This is a genomic window from Bacillus sp. FJAT-14266 (assembly GCF_001719225.1).
Lineage (GTDB): Bacteria > Bacillota > Bacilli > Bacillales > Bacillaceae > Bacillus > Bacillus subtilis.
Genome location: NZ_CP017072.1, coordinates 323,690 through 346,278 on the forward strand (window position 1 = coordinate 323,690; position 22,589 = coordinate 346,278).

The following is a 22,589-nucleotide window of genomic DNA, read 5'->3' on the forward strand; positions in this document are numbered from 1 at the left end:
GGACTATAGCCTGAAAACGACATGAAGGAGATGCAGGATGTACAAACTAATTGCAATTGATATGGATGGAACACTTTTAAATGATCATCATGAAGTAACAGAGGAGGTCCGCGACGCCCTTCACGCGGCAAAAGCGGAAGGTGTCAAAATTGTGCTTTGCACCGGCCGGCCTATCGGGGGTGTGCAGAGATATTTAGATGAACTGAATTTAATTGAAGAAGGCGACTATGTTATTGCGTATAATGGAGCACTTGTTCAAAATACGCATACAAATGAAGTGGTCTCGGAGCTGTCTCTCGGTTATGATGATTTGACTTCATTATATGACCTGAGTTTAGAGCTGAAGACGCCGATGCATTTCTTTGACTCATCTAATTTGTATACGCCTAACCGGGACATTAGCGAATTTACCGTATACGAATCCTATGTGACACAGGTGCCGCTTCATTTCCGCAAAATTGACGAGGTGCCAAAAGATATCCTCATCCCGAAAGTGATGTTTATTGATAAACCGGAGAACTTAAGCCGCGTCATTACATCGATTCCAAATGACGTGAGAGAAAAATATACAATGGTCAGAAGCGCGCCTTTCTTTTATGAAATTCTGCACTCGGAAGCCAGCAAAGGAAATGCTGTACGCCAGCTGGCTCAGCTGCTTGGAATTGAACAGGCGGAAGTCATGTGCATAGGCGACAACGGGAACGACCTGACAATGATCGAATGGGCGGGCTGCGGGGTTGCCATGGCAAACGCCATCCCAGAAGTATTGGAAGCCGCAAACTTTCAAACGCGCTCCAATAATGAACATGGTGTTGCGCATGCGATTCACGAGCTTGTTTTGGCTAAATAATAAAAAATCCAGCCTCTTAGAAGGCTGGATTTTTTCGTTTTATTTGATGTAATGTCAATTCTTTGACGAATCGATTTGACTTTCGTTATGCTGATAAAACCAATTCGTTCACAATATGTATGATATTAATCTGAATTGAAAAGGGGACTGATCAAATGTGCACAAGTCTTACATTGGAAACTGCTGACCGGAATCATTTATTAGCGAGAACAATGGATTTTGCATTTCAGCTGGGGACGGAGGTCATTCTCTATCCGCGCCGTTACAGCTGGAAGAGTGAAGCTGACGGAAAGGCCCATCAGACACAGTACGCGTTTATCGGTATGGGGAGAAAACTTGGAAATATATTATTTGCCGACGGTGTTAATGAAAGCGGTTTATCTTGTGCGGCGCTTTATTTTCCGGGCTATGCGGAGTACGAAAAAACGATACGGGAAGATACCGTTCACATTGTCCCGCATGAGTTTGTGACATGGGTGCTGTCAGTCTGTCAGTCTTTGGAAGACGTAAAAGAAAAGATTCGATCTTTAACGATTGTAGAGAAAAAATTAGATCTATTGGATACAGTTTTACCGCTTCACTGGATATTGTCAGACCGGACGGGCCGAAGCCTGACGATAGAACCAAGAGCAGACGGCCTCAAAGTCTATGATAATCAACCTGGTGTCATGACGAACAGCCCCGACTTTATATGGCATGTAACCAATCTGCAGCAATATACAGGAATCAGACCGAAGCAATTAGAGAGCAAAGAGATGGGCGGATTAGCCCTTTCTGCTTTTGGCCAAGGCTTAGGAACTGTTGGTCTGCCGGGGGATTACACACCGCCTTCCCGGTTTGTCAGAGCTGTTTATTTGAAAGAACATCTAGAGCCGGCGGCCGATGAAACGAAAGGTGTAACAGCCGCTTTTCAAATTTTGGCAAATATGACGATACCAAAGGGCGCAGTGATAACGGAAGAAGACGAAATTCATTATACGCAATATACTTCCGTGATGTGCAACGAAACTGGAAACTACTATTTCCACCACTATGACAATCGGCAAATCCAAAAAGTGAGTTTATTTCATGAAGACCTAGACCGCCTTGAGCCTAAAGAGTTTTCTGCTAAAGCAGAAGAAAGTATTCTAGAACTTAATTAAGATTCAATTAGCTGATTTCGGTATGAATCCGGGATCAGCTTATTTTTTATGTGATGTCTCAGCTTCTGAATGAGTGGGAAAATGGACCGTTCTACGACGGCGACCACGCGCGTTTATTAGCAAAGAGCAAAAGCGGCGGCAAAATGCGTATGGTCGGAAGTAGAGATAAGGTGCAAGCTACATTTATATAAAACTTTGGATCAAAACGAGTCTCAGCATCAGACTGGTTTTGCCAGTATACAGGTTGCACAAATGCCGCCCCATGATCCCGCGAGTTTTCAGCTTAAAAAGAAAAATTTAATCTTAACTCATTGACAAACGTCCAAGACAAAGGTACATTTTGATTTATTCATATTAAACGACTAGGAATATAGGAGTTTATTTTTCGGATTATTCAGCCTAAAAACATGATAAAAGGAGTATCGTCATGACAAGCAAAAAGAAACAAATCAAATTAGGGGTATTTTTAGCAGGTACAGGCCATCATGTTGCGTCTTGGCGGCACCCGGACGCGCCGTCAGATGCGAGCATGAATTTGGATTATTTTAAAGAGCTTGCGAAAACAGCGGAGCGGGGCAAGCTGGATATGCTGTTTTTAGCGGACAGCCTTTCAATTGACAGCAAATCACATCCAAATGTATTAACAAGGTTTGAGCCATTCACCCTGCTCTCTGCTTTGGCGCAGGTCACATCAAAAATCGGACTGACAGCAACAGCCTCCACTACATACAGCGAGCCATTCCATATTGCCAGACAGTTTGCGTCATTGGATCATTTGTCCAACGGCCGTGCCGGATGGAACGTTGTCACTTCATCTATTGAATCAACAGCGCTGAATTTCAGCGGTGAAAAGCACCTCGAACACCATTTGCGCTATCAGCGGGCAGAGGAATTTGTCGAGGTTGTAAAGGGGCTTTGGGATTCATGGGAAGAGGACGCCTTTATCCGTAATAAAGAAACGGGTGAATTCTTTGACAAAGAAAAAATGCATGAGCTGAACCACAAAGGAGAATATTTCTCGGTTCGCGGACCTCTGAACGTTTCAAGAACGCCGCAGGGCCAGCCGGTCATTATCCAGGCAGGATCATCAGGAGACGGAAAAGCGCTGGCTGCCAGAACAGCAGAAGTGATCTTCACAGCACAAAACCACCTGGAATCAGCTCAGGAATTTTATCAATCCATTAAAGAACAGGCTGCGGAATTCGGACGTGATCCAGAAAAAATTGCCATTATGCCGGGTATTTTCCCAATCATTGCCGATACAGAAGAAGCAGCGCAAGCCAAATACAAGGAGCTCCAAGATCTGATTATCCCATCTGTCGGTCTGCAAATTCTCCAAAATTACTTAGGCGGAATTGATTTGTCGGCATATCCGCTTGATGGGCCGCTGCCGAAGCTTGACGCCGAAGCTTCCAATGCGGTGAAGAGCCGCTTCAAGCTTGTTCAGGAGATGGCTGAACGTGACAATATGACGATACGAGAGCTTTACAAATACGTTGCAGGCTCCAGAGGCCACCATATCTTCGTCGGCACGCCGGAGCAGCTCGCCGACAAGATGCAGGAATGGGTGGATACGAAAGCGTGTGACGGGTTTAACATCATGCCTCCGCTTCTTCCAGAAGGAATTGAAGTGTTTGTTGATCAAGTGGTTCCGATTTTACAGGAGCGCGGCGTGTTCAGAAAAGAATATGAAGGCACAACATTACGAGAGCATTTCGGTTTGGAAAAGCCGGTAAACCGCTATGCAAAGTAAGGAGGAACGCTAGATGAAGCCACGATACCGCCTTGCAGTTGAACGTGATGCCGAACAGCTTCTCGAGCTGACATTGCGGGCTTATGAACCGATTCGAAAGCTCGGCATTCGTTTTGCTGCCGCTCATGCGGATTTGGATTTGGTGCTGAAAAATATTCGGGAAAATGCTTGCTACGTCATGGAAGAAGACGGGCGGATCATCGCGACCATCACCTTGAGAATGCCTTGGGGAAAACAGCCGGGACCGTATGGCGTTCCGCATATCTGGTGGTTTGCTGTGGACCCCGACACCGAAAAAAAAGGAATCGGAACAAAGCTGCTTCAATGGCTGGAGGAAACAATCCTTCGCGATACGTTAAAGGTTCCGTTTGTCTCACTCGGAACAGCGGATAAGCATCCGTGGCTGATTGAGATGTATGAACGAAAAGGGTATGTCCGCTCAGGTGAACAAGACCTTGGAAAAGGGCATATCACAGTCTATATGAAAAAACAATTGCGACATGATCTATAAAAATAGAAAAGGCGGGAAAATCAAATGAAGATGAAAAAATGGACAGTGCTGGTCGTTGCTGCATTATTAGCGGTGCTCTCAGCTTGCGGCAATGGAAACAGCAGCAGTAAAGAGGATGACAATGTGCTTCATGTCGGTGCGACAGGACAAAGTTACCCATTTGCTTATAAAGAAAACGGAAAGCTGACAGGTTTTGACGTGGAAGTGATGGAAGCGGTCGCTAAGAAAATTGACATGAAACTGGACTGGAAGCTGCTTGAATTCAGCGGGCTGATGGGAGAGCTTCAAACAGGCAAGCTTGACACCATTTCCAACCAGGTAGCTGTGACAGACGAACGTAAGGAAACGTATAACTTTACGAAACCATACGCTTATGCGGGAACACAGATTGTCGTCAAAAAAGACAATACAGACATCAAATCAGTAGACGATTTAAAAGGCAAGACAGTCGCAGCCGTTCTCGGTTCAAACCACGCGAAAAACCTTGAAAGCAAAGATCCTGATAAAAAAATCAATATCAAAACGTACGAAACACAAGAGGGTACGCTGAAGGATGTTGCGTACGGCCGTGTAGACGCTTATGTCAACAGCCGAACTGTATTGATCGCGCAAATCAAGAAGACCGGTTTGCCATTAAAGCTTGCAGGAGATCCGATTGTTTACGAACAGGTTGCATTCCCATTTGCCAAGGACGATGCGCACGACAAGCTCCGCAAAAAAGTCAATAAGGCGCTAGATGAATTGCGTAAAGACGGAACACTGAAAAAACTCTCTGAAAAATACTTTAATGAAGATATCACAGTAGAACAGAAGCATTAAGAAACGGCGGTGACTCACCAGAATGAACACGATTGATTGGGAATTCATGATATCAGCGTTCCCGACTTTAATTCAGGCCCTTCCGATCACGTTGTTTATGGCTATAGCGGCTATGATTTTTGCCATTATCGGAGGACTTATTCTCGCACTCATCACAAAGAACAAAATTCCAGTGCTTCATCAGCTGTCAAAGCTGTATATATCCTTTTTCCGAGGCGTGCCGACACTGGTGCAGCTGTTCTTAATCTATTACGGGCTGCCGCAGCTGTTTCCAGAGATGAGCAAAATGACAGCTCTCACAGCTGCCATCATCGGGTTAAGCTTAAAAAATGCAGCATATTTGGCAGAAATCTTCCGGGCTGCCCTCAATTCTGTTGATGACGGGCAACTGGAGGCGTGCCTGTCTGTCGGTATGACAAAATTTCAGGCATACAGACGGATTATTTTGCCGCAAGCGATCCGAAATGCGATTCCGGCAACGGGCAATACATTTATCGGGCTCCTGAAAGAAACGTCACTGGCCTTTACATTAGGGGTCATGGAGATGTTCGCCCAAGGGAAGATGTACGCTTCAGGAAACCTCAAATATTTTGAGACGTACTTGGCGGTTGCGATCGTCTATTGGGTTCTTACCATTATCTACAGCATTTTGCAGGACTTGTTTGAACGTGCCATGAGCAAGCCATACCGGACTTAGAGGTGAAATCAGTTGATAACAGTAAAAAATATTCGCAAAGCGTTTAAAGATCTCGTCGTGCTCGACGGAATCGATCTAGAAGTGAAACGCGGAGAAGTGGTGGCAATCATCGGTCCGTCCGGTTCCGGAAAATCAACGCTTCTCCGGTGCTTAAATCTATTAGAGCGTCCGGATCAAGGCCTTATTGAAATCGGAGAAGCCAAACTGAATGCGGAAAAGTTTACACGCAAGGAAGCACATCGGCTTCGCCAGCAAACGGCCATGGTCTTTCAAAACTACAATCTGTTTAAAAATAAAACGGCTCTGCAAAACATTACAGAAGCTTTAATCGTGGCTCAACATAAACCACGCGACGAAGCGAAACGTATTGGAATGGAGATTCTGAAACAAGTCGGTCTGGAGCATAAGGCTGACAGCTATCCAATCACAATGTCCGGCGGCCAGCAGCAGCGAATCGGCATTGCGCGGGCGCTTGCGGTCAATCCGCATGCGATTTTGCTGGATGAACCAACGTCAGCGCTTGACCCTGAGCTCGTCACAGGGGTGCTTCAGGTCATCAAGTCCATTGCGGAAAAACAAACAACGATGATCATTGTTACACACGAAATGGCGTTTGCAAAAGAGGTTGCTGATCAAGTGATTTTTATGGCAGACGGCCATATTATCGAGCAGGGAACGCCAGAGGAATTGTTTGACCATCCGAAAAACGAACGGACGAAACGATTTATCAAGCAGGTGGGAGAGCCTGCAGAGCTTATATAAGAAGGAGAGAAGAACAATGGCCGACAAAACGTTTCATACCCGTTTAATCAATATGCGGCGTGATCTTCATGAACATCCTGAACTGTCATTTCAAGAGATTGAAACGACGAAAAAAATCCGCCGCTGGCTTGAGGAGGAGCAAATCGAAATACTTGATGTTCCTCAATTGGAGACTGGCGTGATTGCAGAAATCAAAGGACGGGAAGACGGCCCCGTGATAGCAATACGAGCGGATATTGACGCGCTCCCGATCCAAGAACAGACGAATCTCCCATTTGCATCTAAGGTTGATGGCACAATGCATGCATGTGGACACGATTTTCATACTGCTTCTATTATTGGCACAGCGATGTTGCTGAATCAAAGAAGGGCCGAGCTGAAAGGTACAGTCCGCTTTATCTTTCAGCCGGCCGAAGAAATTGCCGCAGGAGCAAGAAAGGTTCTAGAAGCTGGCGTACTTAATGACGTTACTGCGATTTTCGGCATGCACAATAAGCCGGATCTGCCTGTCGGAACCATTGGTGTAAAGGAAGGTCCGCTTATGGCAAGTGTTGACCGGTTTGAGATCGTCATCAAAGGGAAAGGCGGACACGCCGGCATCCCGAATAACAGTATTGATCCAATCGCTGCAGCCGGACAAATCATCAGCGGGCTGCAATCTGTGGTCAGCCGCAATATCAGCTCACTGCAAAACGCAGTCGTCAGTATCACAAGAGTACAGGCGGGCACCTCGTGGAACGTAATTCCAGACCAAGCTGAAATGGAGGGGACGGTTCGAACCTTTCAAAAAGAAGCGCGGCAGGCTGTTCCGGAGCATATGAGACGAGTGGCTGAAGGAATTGCAGCGGGCTATGGGGCACAAGCAGAATTCAAGTGGTTTCCTTATTTGCCTTCCGTTCAGAATGACGGCACATTTTTGAATGCGGCATCCGAAGCTGCGGCACGGCTTGGCTATCAAACCGTTCACGCTGAGCAGTCTCCGGGCGGAGAAGACTTCGCTCTGTATCAAGAGAAGATTCCGGGATTTTTTGTCTGGATGGGAACGAACGGGACGGAGGAGTGGCATCATCCGGCCTTTACACTGGATGAAGAAGCCCTTACGGTTGCCTCTCAATACTTTGCGGAGCTGGCGGTTATTGTATTGGAGACCATCAAATGAGCAAACAAGGGCTGACAGCAGGTCTTGCAGCGGCTGTGAGAACGTCACAACCTGAGTATTCAGTTGACGCGATTCGCGAAGCAAAAAAAGGATTACTTGATTTTATTGCCGCTTCATTCGCAGGAAGAGAAGATAAAGGCATTCAAAAGCTCCTCCGTCTGATAGAGGATGAAGGAGGCCGGCCCCTTGTTCCTATTATCGGACAGGGCAAAAAGGCCGCGCCATTACAATCCGCGATGCTGAATGGATTTATCGCCCATGCATTGGATTTTGATGATGTCCACTCCGATGTAAGAGGACACCCCAGTGCAGTCATTGTACCGGCCCTTATTGCTTCTGCCGCTCGCGGACATGACGAGCGGCTTCTTGGCGCTTATATTGTTGGTATTGAAGTGATGGCACGGCTGGGAGAATCAATTGGCAGCCGCCACTATGAAAAGGGCTGGCATAATACAGGAACGCTTGGTGCCATCGCTGCTGCCTGCGCCGTAGGTTATGCTGAGGAGCTGACTCAGGAAGAGCTGGAAAAAGCAATTGGTTTTGCGGCTACGCAATCTGCTGGGATGAGGGTGCAATTTGGAACAGAAATGAAACCGCTGCACGCCGGTTTGGCGGCTCAGGCTGGCTTGCTGGCCGTTAAGCTGGCCCAATCAGAATTTGGCGGGTCCCGCACGGCATTTGATGGAGAAACTGGTTTCTTCAGTCTGTACGGTGACGTTGAGAAAGCACAACACACTTTGCTAAACGATTGGGGGGCACCGTGGAGAATTGTGCAGCCGGGTCTATGGTTTAAAATCTATCCATTTTGTTCCGCGGCACACCATGCTGCAGATGCGGTACGACAGCTTATCTCCGAAGAAACCATTTCTGCTGCCAATACCGAACGTATTGAAGTGATATTTCCGCCAGGCGGAGATGCTGCATTGACGGAAAGATCTCCAAAAACTGGAGAGGAAGGCCGTTTCAGCGTTGAATATGTGATTGCTCTTGCTTTGCATGGACACGGCCTGACCGTTGAACATTTCAGCAGCCAGCCGATCCCAAGCGGGGTTCAAACGACAATGGGGCGAATTCAGCGCGTATATGACAATGCTATTCAGCCGGCTCCTCATGCCGTTCCAAAAGGCCGTTTCACGATTGTCCGGGCCTATTTATCAGACGGCCGGATTTGCGAAGCGCGTGTGGACTGCCCAAAAGGGGCGCCAGGAAATGAGCTGTCTGAAGAAGACATAAAAGAAAAATTGACATTAACGGTCCCGCAAGAAAAAGCGCGGAGAATCATAACAGCCGTTGAAAAAGCCGATATAACAGAATTTTTAGCTCATATTGAATAAGATCAACTCTATTCGGTGATTTCAGATGATATGATAAAACCAATCATACGTTTGAAAAAGGAGAAAACCATGACGGTGAATGACGCGGTTGTATTCATTTTGGCTGCCTTTTTACTATGGGGAGCGGCGGATTATTGTTTGGGAAACAGATGGGGGCTAGGCGAGCGGTTTGCGGACGGCTTTAAGGCTATGGGGCCGCTGGCGCTGTCCATGATCGGAATTGTGTCGCTGGCGCCCGTGCTGGCAGCAATCCTGATTCCCATTGTTGCTCCGTTTTACACAGCGATTGGCGCGGATCCTTCTTCCTTTGCGAACACCATTTTGGCGATTGATATGGGAGGATATGCGCTGGCTGGAGAAATGGCGAAAGATCCGCAGGCCGGGCTGTTTTCATGGGTGTTTTTAGGAACAATGATGGGGCCGGCAATCGTCTTCACGATTCCCGTCGCTCTTGGCATCATCGAAAAAGAGGATCATCCGTATTTTGCGAAAGGCATATTAATCGGGCTGTGCACAGTGCCGATCGGTTGCTTAATCGGCGGATTATGCGCAGGCTTTGACATCGGCATGATAGGTAAAAATCTTCTGATCCCGAGTCTGTTATCTGCTGTCATCGCTTTTGGGTTATGGCGATACACCGACAGAATGATTCAGTTGTTTCATCTCTTCGGGAAAGCGGTCAGTGTTGTTGCGATTATCGGGCTTGCAGCTGTTTCTGTTGAAACGATGACCGGCATTGTGCTGATTCCGGGAATGGAGAATGTCGAGACAGGGATACAAACGACAGGGACCATCGCCATTGCTCTGGCAGGGGCGTTCCCGATGACGGCATTTATTACAAAAACCTTTAAAAAACCGCTTCATGCTCTGGGGAAATGCCTTCATTTAGATGAGACAGCAACAGCAGGCTTAGTGACCTCTTTGGCGCATCATATCCCAATGCTGGCTTCATTAAAGGATATGACGCCGAGAGGAAAGGTCATCAATGTCGCGTTTGCGGTCAGCGGCGCCTTTGTACTCGGCAGCCATCTCGGTTTTGTAGCTGGAATGAAAAAAGAAATGGCGGCGGCCATGATCATTGGGAAATTAGCAGGCGGAGTCACAGCTGCCGCAGCGGCTGCTTGGATGACACCTGCACAATCAGCTAAACAGCAAAAACGTATCTCAGCCAGCCATAGCTGAGGCAGAAGCTGTTTCAACTTTGTCCAATCGGGAATGTTACAGTAAAGATTTCTGTGAAAGAGGGTTGGACACATGGCGGTGAAAGACCGGTACATGTCAAAAATAAAACAGGAAACCAAGCCTTGGATCAAACGATTCGGGAGGCTTGGTTATTTTGCATTCGGCGGCGTTTTTATTCTGCTTGGGGTTTTGGCTTTTCTGACGGCTGCCGGGGCAGGCCGCGCCAAAGATTCGAGCGGAGCTCTCCAAACGCTATCACGCATGCCGTATGGGTCACTATTGCTTTTTTTTATAGGCATCGGCCTTATCGGCTATGTGATCTGGATGGTGTTAAGCGCGATCAAGGACACGGAGGGGCACGGAAACAGCAGGCGAGGCCTGTCGCGGAGAATAGGAAACTTTTTCAGTGCCGCTGTTTACACATCCATCGCTTGGAATGCCTTGCGATTTGTGTTTGGCCAAGGGGACGGCGGCACTTCAGAACAGACGTGGTCCGCTTATGTATTGGCGCAGCCGTTCGGCCAATGGCTCACAGGGCTTACGGGTGCGGGTTTTATCGTATTTGCGATTGTTCAATTTATGAAAGGCGTTCGGGCTGCTTTTATGAAAGAATTCGATACATCAAAAATGAACAAACAGATGATATGCATCACGAAAAACACAGGACGCGCAGGCAATATCGCCCGGGCCATTATTTTCTCGGCTATCGGCTATTTTCTCATCAAGACAGCCATGACCGCTGATCCCGACGACACAAGAGGCTTTGACGGCGCGCTCGCCGAACTCGCGCAGCAGCCGCATGGCAAATTGATTCTGTCTATATTGGCATTAGGCCTGATCCTATATGGAATGTACGCCATTATGAAAGGCATTTATCAGCATATGACCTGGGAGAAGTAAGCTCTGGGCAGGTCCGCGCCCAGAGCGTTTTTCAGTTTCTTAGAAATCAGGTGGATGAAAGCCGGCGCCAGCCTGTATAATAAAAGCAAATCAAAAGCAGTTTTATCAGGACTGATCCACAGGGAGGTGCAGAATGGATCGGGAAAAACAACAATTAAGCATAGAAGCGGCAAGGCTTTACTATCAGTCTGACTACAGTCAGCAGCAAATTGCTGAGCAGCTCAACATTTCAAGGCCAACCGTTTCCCGGCTGCTGCAATATGCAAAGGAAAAAGGGTATGTCCAGATTCGCGTCATGGACCCTTTTGAGGATTTGGATGCGCTCGGTTCCATACTTGAAGAGAAATACGGGCTCCTTGAGGCGCATGTTGTGTTTTCCCCGACACCCGATTATGCAGGAATTACACATGACCTAAGCCGCTATGGTGCAGAATATATGCATGAAACGGTAAAAGACGGCGACATTGTCGGCGTCAGCTGGGGAACCACCATGTATCAAATCGCGCAAAACATGCAGCCGAAGCAGGTAAAAGGCGTCGAGGTCGTCCAGCTGAAAGGCGGTATCAGCCATTCCCGGGTAAACACGTATTCGGCTGAAACGATTCAGCTGTTTGCGGAGGCTTTTCAAACGATGCCGCGCTATCTCCCGCTTCCCGTCGTGTTTGATAATGCGGATGTGAAGCGAATGGTGGAGAAAGACCGTCATATTGAGCGGATTATTGAGATGGGCAAGCAGGCGAATATCGCTCTCTTTACGGTCGGGACTGTCCGTGATGAAGCGCTGTTGTTTCGGCTCGGATATTTTAACGAAGAAGAGAAAGCCCTGCTGAAAAAACAGGCCGTCGGGGATATTTGTTCACGCTTTTTTGATGCGAAAGGGAATATTTGCAGCAGTGCCATCAATGACCGGACCATCGGTGTTGAGCTTGAAGACCTCAGGCTGAAGGAACGCTCCATTTTAGTTGCCGGCGGAAGCAGAAAAGTATCTTCCATTCACGGAGCATTAACCGGAAAATATGCCAACGTTTTAATCATTGACCAGCATACCGCGAGGGCGCTTGTTAATGATTTGTGACACGTTCAAACCTTTCGTTGAACAAAATTTCAATTACCAATTTACATATGTTCAAAAGTCGGTTATGCTAAAAAATATCTTAACAAAAAAGGAAGTGTGCGAAGGATGTCATTAGCCAACATAATTGATCATACAGCTTTGAAACCGCATACACAAAAAGCGGACATTCTAAAACTAATTGAAGAAGCGAAAACATACAAATTTGCTTCAGTATGTGTCAATCCGACATGGGTGGAGCTTGCTGCAAAAGAGCTTAAGGGAACTGGAGTCGACGTTTGTACGGTCATCGGCTTCCCGCTCGGTGCCAATACAACTGAAACAAAAGCGTTCGAAACAAAAGACGCCATTTCAAAAGGCGCCACTGAAGTGGATATGGTCATTAATATTGCCGCTTTAAAAGACAAGGAAGACGATGTGGTGGAAGCTGATATCCGCGGTGTAGTGGAAGCTGCAGCCGGAAAAGCGCTTGTCAAAGTCATTATCGAAACGTGCCTTCTGACTGATGAAGAAAAAGAACGTGCATGCCGTTTAGCGGTGTCTGCGGGAGCGGATTTCGTAAAAACATCAACAGGCTTTTCTACAGGCGGCGCAACGAAGGAAGATATCGCCTTAATGCGCAAAACAGTAGGACCTGATATCGGCGTGAAAGCATCTGGCGGCGTCAGAACGAAAGAAGATGTAGACATAATGGTAGAGGCCGGAGCAAGCCGAATTGGCGCCAGCGCAGGCGTTTCTATCGTAAAAGGAGAAAATGCATCAGGCGGAGACAACTATTAAGAGCTGACGGAAGGCAGACTGCTTTCCGTTTTCTGAGGAAACAGTGATTGTAAGCGAATACAAATAAAGGAGAAACACATATGAAGTATTTGATTGGGATTATCGGTTTAATCGTGTTTTTAGGCCTCGCGTGGATCGCGAGCAGCGGCAAAAAAAGAATTAAGATCCGCCCAATTGTTGTTATGCTCATTTTGCAATTTATTCTTGGCTACATTCTCCTCAATACCGGGATAGGGAATTTCCTCGTAGGAGGATTTGCAAAAGGTTTCGGTTACCTGCTTGAATACGCGGCAGAGGGAATTAACTTTGTGTTTGGCGGCTTGGTGAATGCGGACCAAACGACATTCTTTATGAATGTTCTCTTGCCGATCGTGTTTATTTCCGCTCTGATCGGGATTCTGCAAAAGTGGAAAGTCCTCCCGTTTATTATTAGATATATCGGCCTTGCCCTCAGCAAGGTAAACGGTATGGGAAGATTGGAATCGTATAACGCAGTGGCTTCTGCGATTTTAGGGCAGTCAGAAGTATTTATCTCCTTGAAGAAAGAACTCGGTCTTTTAAATCAGCAGCGCTTGTACACGCTTTGCGCATCTGCGATGTCAACTGTATCAATGTCGATTGTCGGCGCGTATATGACAATGCTGAAACCGGAATATGTTGTAACAGCGCTGGTCTTGAACTTATTTGGCGGTTTCATAATTGCTTCTATTATTAATCCGTACGAGGTTGCAAAAGAAGAGGATATGCTTCGTGTTGAGGAAGAAGAAAAACAATCTTTCTTCGAAGTGCTCGGAGAATACATCCTTGACGGTTTCAAAGTAGCGGTTGTCGTCGCTGCGATGCTGATTGGATTTGTCGCGATTATTGCATTGATCAATGGCATTTTTAATGCAGTATTCGGTATTTCGTTCCAAGGCATTCTTGGATATGTGTTTGCTCCATTCGCTTTTCTTGTCGGTATCCCATGGAATGAAGCTGTTAATGCGGGAAGCATTATGGCAACAAAAATGGTATCGAATGAATTTGTCGCCATGACGTCGCTTACGCAAAACGGTTTCCATTTCAGCGGCCGTACAACAGCGATCGTATCGGTATTCCTTGTGTCATTTGCGAACTTCTCCTCAATCGGAATCATTGCCGGTGCCGTAAAAGGACTGAATGAAAAGCAAGGAAATGTCGTCGCTCGTTTCGGCTTGAAATTATTATACGGTGCTACGCTTGTCAGCTTTTTATCAGCAGCAATTGTGGGCTTGATTTACTGAACTTAATCGAAAAGGATCGGTGACCAAACATGAGAATGGTAGATATCATCATCAAAAAACAAAACGGAAAAGAACTCACCACTGAAGAAATTCAATTTTTCGTGAACGGCTATACAGACGGAAGCATTCCTGATTATCAGGCAAGCGCGCTTGCTATGGCGATTTTCTTCCAGGATATGAGTGACCGTGAACGCGCGGACTTGACGATGGCTATGGTGAACTCCGGTGAAACGATTGATCTTTCTGCCATTGAAGGAATTAAAGTGGATAAACACTCCACTGGCGGCGTCGGCGACACGACAACACTCGTTCTCGCTCCGCTTGTTGCGGCTCTTGACGTGCCGGTTGCCAAAATGTCCGGCCGCGGCCTCGGCCATACGGGCGGCACGATTGATAAGTTAGAGGCAATCGACGGCTTCCACGTGGAACTGACGAAGGATGAATTTATTAAACTTGTGAACCGCGACAAGGTTGCGGTCATCGGCCAAAGCGGCAATTTAACGCCGGCTGATAAAAAACTGTACGCGCTTCGTGATGTAACGGGAACGGTCAATTCCATTCCGCTCATTGCAAGCTCGATTATGAGCAAAAAAATCGCTGCCGGGGCGGACGCCATCGTGCTTGACGTAAAAACGGGAGCGGGCGCCTTCATGAAAACAGAAGAAGACGCAGCTGAACTTGCCAAAGCGATGGTACGCATCGGAAATAACGTCGGCCGTCAAACAATGGCTGTCATTTCAGACATGTCCCAGCCGCTCGGCTTTGCGATCGGAAATGCGCTTGAGGTCAAAGAAGCGATCGACACACTCAAAGGCGAGGGGCCTGAGGATCTTCATGAGCTTGTCTTAACGCTCGGCAGCCAGATGGTTGTGCTTGCGAAAAAAGCCGATACATTGGACGAAGCGAGAGCGAAGCTGGAAGAAGTCATGAAAAACGGCAAAGCACTTGAGAAATTCAAGGATTTCTTGAAAAACCAAGGCGGCGACAGCTCAATTGTTGACGATCCGTCTAAGCTTCCGCAAGCCGCATATCAAATTGATGTGCCTGCCAAAGAAGCGGGTGTCGTCTCTGAAATCGTTGCGGACGAAATCGGCGTCGCGGCGATGCTGTTAGGTGCCGGTCGCGCCACAAAAGAAGATGAGATCGATTTAGCCGTCGGCATCATGCTCCGCAAGAAGGTCGGCGACAAAGTAGAAAAAGACGAACCGCTCGTGACGCTTTACGCCAACCGCGAAAATGTTGATGAAGTCATTGCAAAAGTCTATGACAACATCCGCATTGCCGCGGAAGCGAAGGCGCCGAAGCTGATTCATACGTTGATTACTGAATAAAAATAAAGCACATCCCATCCTGAGTGGGGTGTGCTTTTTTGATTACAGGATGTGATCAGCCTGATATTCCTCTTGGCTGATTTTTTTCGCTTTTGTAACATTTCTTTTGATATGATAGATCAGATAGCAAAGGATGATACAAGGAACTCCGCAGAAAAGTGCGATTCTTTGATTGGGATCAAAAGCAAGACCGATACAAGAAGCAGAACATAATAAGAGAGCGGCTATAGGCATAAGAGGATAAAGCGGCGTGCGAAATGTCAGATCTTTTACATTCCCCCCTTTTTTCAGAAATCTCTTTCGAAACAAGAGCTGGGACAAGGCAATGCTCATCCAGACCACGACTCCTGCAAATCCAGCAATTGCTACCATCACCACATAGACAGTTCCAGGGGCCACGATACTGGAAACGAGAGATAAACAAGATACAGCCATACTGATCATTAAGGCATTTAAAGGAATGCCTTTAGATGTCACTTTCTTAAAACGGGAGCTGATCATGTTTTCATTTGCTAAAGACCACATCATACGGGTCGAAGCATATAAGCCTGAGTTGGCGACAGACAGCAAGGCTGTTAATATCACGAAATTCATAATATCAGCAGCGTAAGGGATTCCGATCTCCGCAAATACGGCGACAAACGGGCTTTCAATCACGCCTGCGTCCTTCCATGAAATCAACCCGGATAATATGAAGACAGCGCCAATGAAAAAAATCACGGTTCTCCATGCGACATTACGGATGGATCGCGGTATATCCTTTTGAGGATTTGCTGATTCTCCTGCTGTAACGCCGATTAACTCTGTACCGGAAAAGGCGAAGCTCACAGATATCATCGCGATAAAAACGGCGAGAAAGCCATTTGGAAACAACCCGCCATGATCTGTGAAGTTTGACAACATAGGAGCATCCGCCGTTCCGTTTAAAGAGATCAGGCCAAACATGGCGGCTCCTCCTAAAATGATAAATAAAATAATGGTGACAATCTTTACGCTGGAAAACCAAAATTCAGTTTCCGCAAATAACTTAACTGAAAATGCGTTGCATATAAAAAGAAGGGCTGCAAAAATCGCACTCCACATCCATACACTGCTGTCAGGGAACCAGCGCTGCATGAGAATACCGGATGCGGTAAACTCAGAGCCTACCGTCACCACCCAATTGATCCAGTACATGATGCCGACCATAAAACCGGTAGATGGACCGATAAATGTTGTAGCATATTTTTGAAAAGAGCCGGTCACCGGCATGGCAACCGACAATTCGCCGAGACATTGCATGACGAGGTACATCATCAACCCGCCGATTACATAAGCGAGTATCGTACCGCCGGGTCCGGCTTGATGTAGCGTATAGCCCGTACTGAGGAAAAGTCCTGTGCCTATGACGCCTCCCAATGAGATCATAAATAGGTGCCTGCTTTTCATTGTGCGTTTTAGCTGTTGGCTGCTGTTCTCCTGAAGATTCACTGTCTCGCCCTCCTTTTAGCTGCCATTCCTTAGGCAGATGAGTTTCTTATACCCAAAATACAACCTGCCAGAAGATCACTTGAATGGGGAGAGTTTCATTCCTTTTAATGCGTGTAACAGAACATGAGCTGCAGCTCTGCTTGTCATATCTCGAAAATCGAGGGTAGGGTCGACTTCAACAATTTCAATCCCGGCAACATTGGGCTGTTGTGCGATGTACTTGACTGCTTCAAGCAATTCGTCTGTATAGAGGCCGCCCGGGCCAATCGCTGGACAGCCGGGTGCATGGGACTGGTCTAAGACATCCATGTCAACAGATATAAAAATGAAATCTGTTTTATCTTGAACAACAGGCAAAATCTCTTTTATCGTTGGGATTAGTCCTTTTTCCCGGATCATGTCCATCGTGTGAATGTTCACGTTATGTTTTTTTGCATATGCTTCATAGGCCTGGCTGTTGCTGAATTCTCTGATACCCAGCTGGATCAAATGTTGACCTTCAATGATCTCTTCATCCAAAAGGCGGCGGAAGGGGGTGCCGTTTGTCGGCCCCCCGTCCTCCGTATTGCGAACATCGTGATGGGCATCAAATTGAATCACCGCTGTCGTTCCTTTTGTTTGTGCTATCGCTTTTATTGTGGAGTAGCTGATAGAGTTATCTCCCCCAAGTATGAGCGGCACCCAATCCGGATGATCCGAAAGCAGAGCGTGCATGGTTTGGAAAATGTGATGATGTGACTTTACGATATCAGTGACATGAATATCGATATCCCCCAGGTCATATAGAAGCTCTGATACGACGTGCTCTCCAAGCTCAGCAGAATAGGCTGATGAATGTTTCAGAGCCTGGCGTATTGTTCCGGGTGCAAAGGAAGCGCCTGAATGACTGATGGAGGATTTTGATAGGGGGACACCTATCAACGCCGGTCCCTTAATGTCCTGGCCGTCCCATGTTGCGATCAGGTCGCTCATTTTTGTGACATCCCGGTCTTTAAACGAAGATCCGGCCTCTCTGAGAAAAGGGTACTTATCCAAGAATGGCTCCCTCCCTGTTGACAACAATTGTTCCATTTTTCATGACTTGATGTACATGATTGACCCCGTAGTGATACGGAATATACATATAGTTCGGGGCTTGCCAAATGACAAGATCAGCTGAGCGGCCAGCTTTGAGCTGACCGGCTTCTTCTCCTTTTCCTATGGCATATGCGGCATTGACTGTGACCGCGTGCCATATTTCTTCTGCAGTCATCTTCAGATGAAGCGCGGCAATCGACATGATCAGCTGGATATTTTCAGTCGGCGAGCTGCCAGGGTTAAAATCCGTTGCCAAGCTGACACATACCCCTTCATCAATCATAGCTCTTGCCCTGGCGTATGTGCTTTTGCCAAGATAAAATGTCGTGCCCGGCAAGAGGACGGCGATCGTTCCTGCCTCAGCCAATTTCTTTATGCCTTCGTCCGATGCCCCTACCAAATGGTCGGCTGAGACGGCCTTTAGCTCACCTGCTAATTCAGCACCTCCAAGCGGATCGATTTCATCTGCGTGTATTTTTAATCCGAAGCCTGCCTCAGCTGCTTTTTGTAAATAACGGCGGGATTGGCTGACTGTAAAAACGCCTGTTTCTGTAAAAATATCAGCAAAGCTGGCGAGCTCCTGCTCTTTGATTTCCGGCAAAAGGGAAAGCATTTGATCCAGAAATTCATCTGGATCGTTTTGATATTCGGGAGGAATCGCATGGGCCCCCATAAATGTGGAAACAAGGTCAACAGGCTGGCTTTCATGCAGTTTTTTTGCGACACGCAACTGTTTGAGCTCTGTCTCTTTTTCCAAGCCGTAGCCGCTTTTCACTTCTGCTGTGGTTGTGCCGTAGGACAGCATTTTTTGCAGATGAAAATGGGCTTTTTGCAGCAGCTCTTCTTCTGAAGCCGCCCTGGTATCCTTGACTGTAGACAGAATCCCGCCGCCCTGCGCCAGAATATCCAAATATGAAATGCCCTGAAGCTTAAGGTTCATCTCCTTTTCACGAGATCCGCCAAATACAAGATGGGTGTGCGGATCAACGAGGCCGGGCGTTACAAGGCGTCCCGAACAGTCAATGATTTCGTCTGCCTCGTAACCGGCTTCAGCCCCTTTTTGTCCGGCGAACACAATTTTCTGTTCATGGATGCCGACAACAGCGTCTTCGATCACATGAAGATCCTGCATGCTTTTGCCTGCCCGCGGACCGCTGCTTTCCATCGTCAAAAGCTGACCGATGTTGATGAGAATCGTATCAATTTGCTTTGGCATGTCATCACTCCTTTATTTTTGCATCGGCACGATAATGTCCTGTTCCTTCGCTACTTCAACGGCACGTTCATAACCCGCATCCGCATGACGGATAATGCCCATTCCTGGGTCGCTCGTTAAGACCCGCGCGAGCCGCTCGTCAGCCAGCTCACTTCCATCGGCCACTGCAACCATGCCGGCATGCAGGGAATAGCCCATTCCGACACCGCCGCCATGGTGGAAAGAAACCCAGCTTGCACCCGCCGCCGTGTTGACAAGCGCATTTAGCACAGCCCAGTCACCAACAGCGTCACTTCCGTCCTTCATCGCTTCTGTCTCCCGGTTTGGAGAGGCGACAGACCCGCAGTCCAAATGATCTCTCCCAATAACGACAGGCGCTTTTAGCTCCCCGCTTCTAACCAGCTCGTTAATGGCGAGGCCCATCTTTTTTCGTTCTCCATATCCAAGCCAGCAGATACGGGACGGCAAGCCTTGGAAGGTGACTTTTTCCTGTGCCATATCAATCCAGCGGTGAAGGGCTTTATTTGTCGGAAACAGCTCTTTTAATAACGCATCCGTACGGTAAATATCTGCCGGATCTCCGGAAAGCGCCGCCCAGCGGAACGGCCCTTTTCCTTCACAGAATAAGGGGCGGATGTAGGCAGGGACAAACCCCGGAAAATCGAAGGCATTCTCCAGCCCTTCATCCTTTGCGACTTGCCGGATATTGTTGCCGTAGTCAAATACAATAGAGCCCTTTTGCTGAAAGGCCAGCATGGCTTCGACATGTTTTTTCATGCTTTGCTTCGCAAGGCGCACGTAAAGCTCTGGAGTGTCTTGACGCAAACGGTCAGCTTCATCAAGGGAATAGCCCTCGGGAACATAACCGATTAAAGGGTCATGGGCAGATGTCTGATCTGTCACAATATCAATTTTGACGCCTCGGTTCAAAAGTGTGTGATGCACCTCAGCTGCGTTTCCGAGAAGTGCAATGGACAAAGGTTTTCCTGCCAGCTTTGCCTCTTCAGCCCAAGCTAAGGCTTCCTCAATCGATGCTGTTTTTCGATCGCAGTATTTTGTTTCGATCCGCTTGTCGATGCGTTTCTCGTCAACCTCGACGGCAATCACGACGCCTTCATTCATCGTGACTGACAGCGGCTGGGCGCCTCCCATTCCGCCGAGACCCGCTGTCAGCGTCAACGTTCCTTTTAAGCTGTCCCCGAAGTGCTGTCGCGCCAGCTCAGCGAAGGTTTCATAGGTTCCTTGCAATATGCCTTGTGAGCCAATGTAAATCCAGCTGCCAGCCGTCATCTGTCCGTACATCATTAACCCTTTTTTCTCAAGTTCGTGGAAATGCTCCCAGTCTGCCCACTTCGGAACAAGAACAGAATTTGCTAGGAGCACGCGAGGGGCCTGCGGGTGTGTACGGAACATGCCAACGGGCTTTCCGGATTGCACGAGCAATGTTTCATCATTTTTTAATGTTTTCAAGGAATGCTCAATGGCGTGAAAAGCGTCCCAATCCCGTGCGGCTTTGCCAATCCCGCCATATACGATGAGGTCCTCCGGCTTCTCGGCGACTTCTGGATCAAGGTTGTTTCGAAGCATCCGAAGCACTGCCTCTTGCTCCCATCCTAAGCATTCAAGCTCTGTTCCTCTGTTGGCACGGATTGATTTTTTTACATCAGTCATATGTTCATCCCCTTAGTTCTTTATTCTGATGATCAGGTATTAAAGATTCTTTCTTCAGCCAGTCAGTCAAGCGTTCAATGTCATAGGAAAAAACACGATCCTGCTGAATGGACGGCACGACTTTTCTCATTTCTTGAAAAAGCTGTTTCGTATAGGACGCTGCATGTTCTATGCCTCTGTATTCAACAGCCTGCAATGCGCAAATGGCTTCGATCGCAATGACTCTCCTTGTATTTGCGATCACCTGATAAGCATGCCGAGCGGCGATGGTTCCCATGCTGACATGGTCCTCTTGGTTGGCGGATGACGGAATGGAATCCACACTTGCAGGATGGGCCAGTGTTTTATTTTCAGAAACGAGTGAGGCCGCGGCGTACTGCATGATCATTGCACCGGATTGCAGACCGGGATGAGGGCTCAGGAACGGCGGCAGGTCATTCAGCTGCGGATTCACAAGTCGTTCGATCCTACGCTCTGCGATATTCGCAAGCTCTGATATTGCGATTTTCAGAAAATCCATGGCAAAGGCGATTGGCTGTCCGTGAAAGTTTCCGCCGGAAATCACTTTGTCACCGTCATTGAAAATGAGTGGATTGTCTGTAGCAGCGTTCATTTCAATCTCTAATTTTTCTTTGACATAGCCTAGTGTCTGCCAAGTCGCACCGTGTACTTGCGGAATACAGCGCAATGAATAGGCATCCTGAACCCGCAGTTCTCCCTGGGAGGTTGTCAGGCCGCTGTTAGATAGATAAAAGCGAATTCGTTCTGCGACATCGATCTGCTCCTGATAGCCGCGTGCTGAGTGAATATCCTCGTCAAATGCATCGATAATTCCCCGCAAACCTTCAATCGTTAAGCTGGCAATTCGCTCTGTTTGATAGGCTAGTTTCTCAGCTTCGATGTAGGCGACCACTCCCATTGCAGTCATGGCCTGAGTCCCGTTAATCAAGGCAAGCCCTTCCTTGGATGTCAGCGTTACCGGCTGAATACCGGCTTTTTTCAAGCCTGTCATTGCCGGCATTCTTTCCCCCTCAAAAAAGACCTCTCCTTGCCCGATCAGCGCAAGCGCCAGGTGGGAAAGCGGCGCCAGATCTCCGCTTGCGCCAAGTGATCCCTGCTGGGGGATGACAGGATGGACGCGTTTATTTAAAAAAGCAAGCAACTGTTCGATCAGCTCAGCGCGTACACCGGAAAAGCCTTTTAACAGCGCATTGGCGCGCAAAAGCAGCATTGCCCTGGAAACACACTCAGGAAAAGGGTCGCCGACTCCGCAGGCATGAGAAAGGATTAAATTCAGCTGCAGCGCCGCCGAGTCTTCTTTCTGAATCAGGACATCGCTGAATTTGCCAAATCCGGTGTTGATGCCGTAGATTGTCTTTTCGTCGCGTACAATCCGTTCCACTGCCGCTCTGCTTTTTTTCACGCGCTCCATACTTTCCTCAGAAGCCGCTGCCTCCTCAAAATCAAACAGCACACGAGCGACGTCGGCTGTTGTCAATGAAGAACCGTCTAAAGTCACCATAAGCCCAACTCCTTTTTCTTTACTTTGGTAAAGCACCCATACAAAAAGGAGCTATGCTGTGAACTTCTGTTTTCACGCA

At 47.7% G+C, this 22,589-nt stretch carries 20 protein-coding genes; 15 read left to right on the forward strand and 5 right to left on the reverse strand.

Annotated elements, in window-relative coordinates:
• The first annotated feature begins 37 nt into the window (after window positions 1-37).
• From yidA to BGM23_RS01875, 15 genes are all read left to right on the forward strand, one after another.
• Window positions 38-850 (forward strand): sugar-phosphatase, encoded by an 813-nt coding sequence (gene yidA, locus BGM23_RS01805; protein WP_003227099.1) that lies wholly within the window; start codon window positions 38-40, stop codon window positions 848-850.
• Window positions 851-1,005: 155 nt separating this feature from the next.
• Entirely contained in the window at window positions 1,006-1,992 is a 987-nt protein-coding gene (gene yxeI, locus BGM23_RS01810) for a penicillin V amidase (protein WP_046664029.1), read from the forward strand.
• A 427-nt stretch (window positions 1,993-2,419) separates the two neighbouring features.
• Window positions 2,420-3,745, forward strand: coding sequence for an LLM class flavin-dependent oxidoreductase (locus BGM23_RS01815; protein ID WP_015715007.1), 1,326 nt, complete (start codon window positions 2,420-2,422; stop codon window positions 3,743-3,745).
• Window positions 3,746-3,758: 13 nt separating this feature from the next.
• Window positions 3,759-4,256, forward strand: a complete 498-nt coding sequence (gene snaB, locus BGM23_RS01820; protein WP_046664028.1) for a sulfur-containing aminoacid acetyltransferase SnaB — start codon at window positions 3,759-3,761, stop codon at window positions 4,254-4,256.
• 24 nt (window positions 4,257-4,280) lie between these two features.
• Entirely contained in the window at window positions 4,281-5,075 is a 795-nt protein-coding gene (locus BGM23_RS01825; RefSeq protein WP_003227109.1) for an amino acid ABC transporter substrate-binding protein, read from the forward strand.
• Between the two features lie 22 nt (window positions 5,076-5,097).
• The gene (locus tag BGM23_RS01830) at window positions 5,098-5,772 is read left to right on the forward strand and encodes an amino acid ABC transporter permease (RefSeq protein WP_003243465.1); all 675 of its coding nucleotides are present in this window, start codon (window positions 5,098-5,100) and stop codon (window positions 5,770-5,772) included.
• A gap of 12 nt (window positions 5,773-5,784) precedes the next feature.
• A complete protein-coding gene (locus BGM23_RS01835) occupies window positions 5,785-6,534 on the forward strand; it encodes an amino acid ABC transporter ATP-binding protein (RefSeq protein ID WP_003243284.1) in 750 nt (249 codons plus the stop codon).
• A gap of 16 nt (window positions 6,535-6,550) precedes the next feature.
• Window positions 6,551-7,693: an N-acetyl-sulfur-metabolite deacetylase SndB gene (gene sndB / locus BGM23_RS01840; RefSeq protein WP_032722759.1), complete on the forward strand. Its 1,143-nt coding sequence runs from the start codon at window positions 6,551-6,553 to the stop codon at window positions 7,691-7,693.
• Window positions 7,690-9,027 (forward strand): MmgE/PrpD family protein, encoded by a 1,338-nt coding sequence (locus BGM23_RS01845; protein ID WP_032722758.1) that lies wholly within the window; start codon window positions 7,690-7,692, stop codon window positions 9,025-9,027. Before sndB ends, BGM23_RS01845 begins: the two co-directional genes overlap by 4 nt.
• A 69-nt stretch (window positions 9,028-9,096) precedes the next feature.
• Window positions 9,097-10,209 (forward strand): ethanolamine utilization protein EutH, encoded by a 1,113-nt coding sequence (eutH, locus tag BGM23_RS01850; RefSeq protein WP_032722757.1) that lies wholly within the window; start codon window positions 9,097-9,099, stop codon window positions 10,207-10,209.
• Between the two features lie 72 nt (window positions 10,210-10,281).
• Window positions 10,282-11,109 carry a DUF1206 domain-containing protein gene (locus BGM23_RS01855; RefSeq protein ID WP_032722756.1) on the forward strand — a complete coding sequence of 276 codons (828 nt, stop codon included), beginning with the start codon at window positions 10,282-10,284 and terminating at the stop codon, window positions 11,107-11,109.
• A gap of 133 nt (window positions 11,110-11,242) precedes the next feature.
• The gene (deoR, locus tag BGM23_RS01860) at window positions 11,243-12,184 is read left to right on the forward strand and encodes a DNA-binding transcriptional repressor DeoR (RefSeq protein WP_014478458.1); all 942 of its coding nucleotides are present in this window, start codon (window positions 11,243-11,245) and stop codon (window positions 12,182-12,184) included.
• A 105-nt stretch (window positions 12,185-12,289) separates the two neighbouring features.
• Window positions 12,290-12,961 carry a deoxyribose-phosphate aldolase gene (gene deoC / locus BGM23_RS01865; RefSeq protein WP_032722755.1) on the forward strand — a complete coding sequence of 224 codons (672 nt, stop codon included), beginning with the start codon at window positions 12,290-12,292 and terminating at the stop codon, window positions 12,959-12,961.
• Between the two features lie 80 nt (window positions 12,962-13,041).
• The gene (gene nupC, locus BGM23_RS01870; protein ID WP_003244143.1) at window positions 13,042-14,223 is read left to right on the forward strand and encodes a nucleoside permease NupC; all 1,182 of its coding nucleotides are present in this window, start codon (window positions 13,042-13,044) and stop codon (window positions 14,221-14,223) included.
• A gap of 29 nt (window positions 14,224-14,252) precedes the next feature.
• A complete protein-coding gene (locus tag BGM23_RS01875; protein ID WP_032722754.1) occupies window positions 14,253-15,554 on the forward strand; it encodes a pyrimidine-nucleoside phosphorylase in 1,302 nt (433 codons plus the stop codon).
• Between the two features lie 42 nt (window positions 15,555-15,596).
• Here the strand turns inward: BGM23_RS01875 and BGM23_RS01880 are convergent, their stop codons facing one another.
• The 5 genes from BGM23_RS01880 to hutH all read right to left on the reverse strand — a co-directional run bounded on the left by BGM23_RS01880 (window position 15,597) and on the right by hutH (window position 22,510).
• Window positions 15,597-17,024 (reverse strand): amino acid permease, encoded by a 1,428-nt coding sequence (locus tag BGM23_RS01880; RefSeq protein ID WP_032722753.1) that lies wholly within the window; start codon window positions 17,022-17,024, stop codon window positions 15,597-15,599.
• Window positions 17,025-17,099: 75 nt separating this feature from the next.
• A complete protein-coding gene (gene hutG, locus BGM23_RS01885) occupies window positions 17,100-18,059 on the reverse strand; it encodes a formimidoylglutamase (RefSeq protein ID WP_003243908.1) in 960 nt (319 codons plus the stop codon).
• Window positions 18,052-19,317, reverse strand: a complete 1,266-nt coding sequence (gene hutI / locus BGM23_RS01890; protein ID WP_046664027.1) for an imidazolonepropionase — start codon at window positions 19,315-19,317, stop codon at window positions 18,052-18,054. Before hutI ends, hutG begins: the two co-directional genes overlap by 8 nt.
• Window positions 19,318-19,329: 12 nt before the next feature.
• Complete coding sequence (hutU, locus tag BGM23_RS01895) at window positions 19,330-20,988, reverse strand: urocanate hydratase (RefSeq protein WP_003227141.1); 1,659 nt, start codon at window positions 20,986-20,988, stop codon at window positions 19,330-19,332.
• 4 nt (window positions 20,989-20,992) lie between these two features.
• Entirely contained in the window at window positions 20,993-22,510 is a 1,518-nt protein-coding gene (gene hutH, locus BGM23_RS01900) for a histidine ammonia-lyase (RefSeq protein ID WP_069280907.1), read from the reverse strand.
• Between the last annotated feature and the right edge of the window lie 79 nt (window positions 22,511-22,589).

Excerpts from the sequence above, each read along its gene's own strand:
- yidA (WP_003227099.1), top strand. The coding sequence starts at position 38 with ATGTACAAACTAATTGCAATTGATATGGATGGAACACTTTTAAATGAT.
- yxeI (WP_046664029.1), top strand. The coding sequence starts at position 1,006 with ATGTGCACAAGTCTTACATTGGAAACTGCTGACCGGAATCATTTATTA.
- BGM23_RS01815 (WP_015715007.1), top strand. The coding sequence starts at position 2,420 with ATGACAAGCAAAAAGAAACAAATCAAATTAGGGGTATTTTTAGCAGGT.
- snaB (WP_046664028.1), top strand. The coding sequence starts at position 3,759 with ATGAAGCCACGATACCGCCTTGCAGTTGAACGTGATGCCGAACAGCTT.
- BGM23_RS01825 (WP_003227109.1), top strand. The coding sequence starts at position 4,281 with ATGAAGATGAAAAAATGGACAGTGCTGGTCGTTGCTGCATTATTAGCG.
- BGM23_RS01830 (WP_003243465.1), top strand. The coding sequence starts at position 5,098 with ATGAACACGATTGATTGGGAATTCATGATATCAGCGTTCCCGACTTTA.
- sndB (WP_032722759.1), top strand. The coding sequence starts at position 6,551 with ATGGCCGACAAAACGTTTCATACCCGTTTAATCAATATGCGGCGTGAT.
- BGM23_RS01845 (WP_032722758.1), top strand. The coding sequence starts at position 7,690 with ATGAGCAAACAAGGGCTGACAGCAGGTCTTGCAGCGGCTGTGAGAACG.
- eutH (WP_032722757.1), top strand. The coding sequence starts at position 9,097 with ATGACGGTGAATGACGCGGTTGTATTCATTTTGGCTGCCTTTTTACTA.
- BGM23_RS01855 (WP_032722756.1), top strand. The coding sequence starts at position 10,282 with ATGGCGGTGAAAGACCGGTACATGTCAAAAATAAAACAGGAAACCAAG.
- deoR (WP_014478458.1), top strand. The coding sequence starts at position 11,243 with ATGGATCGGGAAAAACAACAATTAAGCATAGAAGCGGCAAGGCTTTAC.
- deoC (WP_032722755.1), top strand. The coding sequence starts at position 12,290 with ATGTCATTAGCCAACATAATTGATCATACAGCTTTGAAACCGCATACA.
- nupC (WP_003244143.1), top strand. The coding sequence starts at position 13,042 with ATGAAGTATTTGATTGGGATTATCGGTTTAATCGTGTTTTTAGGCCTC.
- BGM23_RS01875 (WP_032722754.1), top strand. The coding sequence starts at position 14,253 with ATGAGAATGGTAGATATCATCATCAAAAAACAAAACGGAAAAGAACTC.
- hutI (WP_046664027.1), bottom strand. The coding sequence starts at position 19,317 with ATGCCAAAGCAAATTGATACGATTCTCATCAACATCGGTCAGCTTTTG.
- hutU (WP_003227141.1), bottom strand. The coding sequence starts at position 20,988 with ATGACTGATGTAAAAAAATCAATCCGTGCCAACAGAGGAACAGAGCTT.
- hutH (WP_069280907.1), bottom strand. The coding sequence starts at position 22,510 with ATGGTGACTTTAGACGGTTCTTCATTGACAACAGCCGACGTCGCTCGT.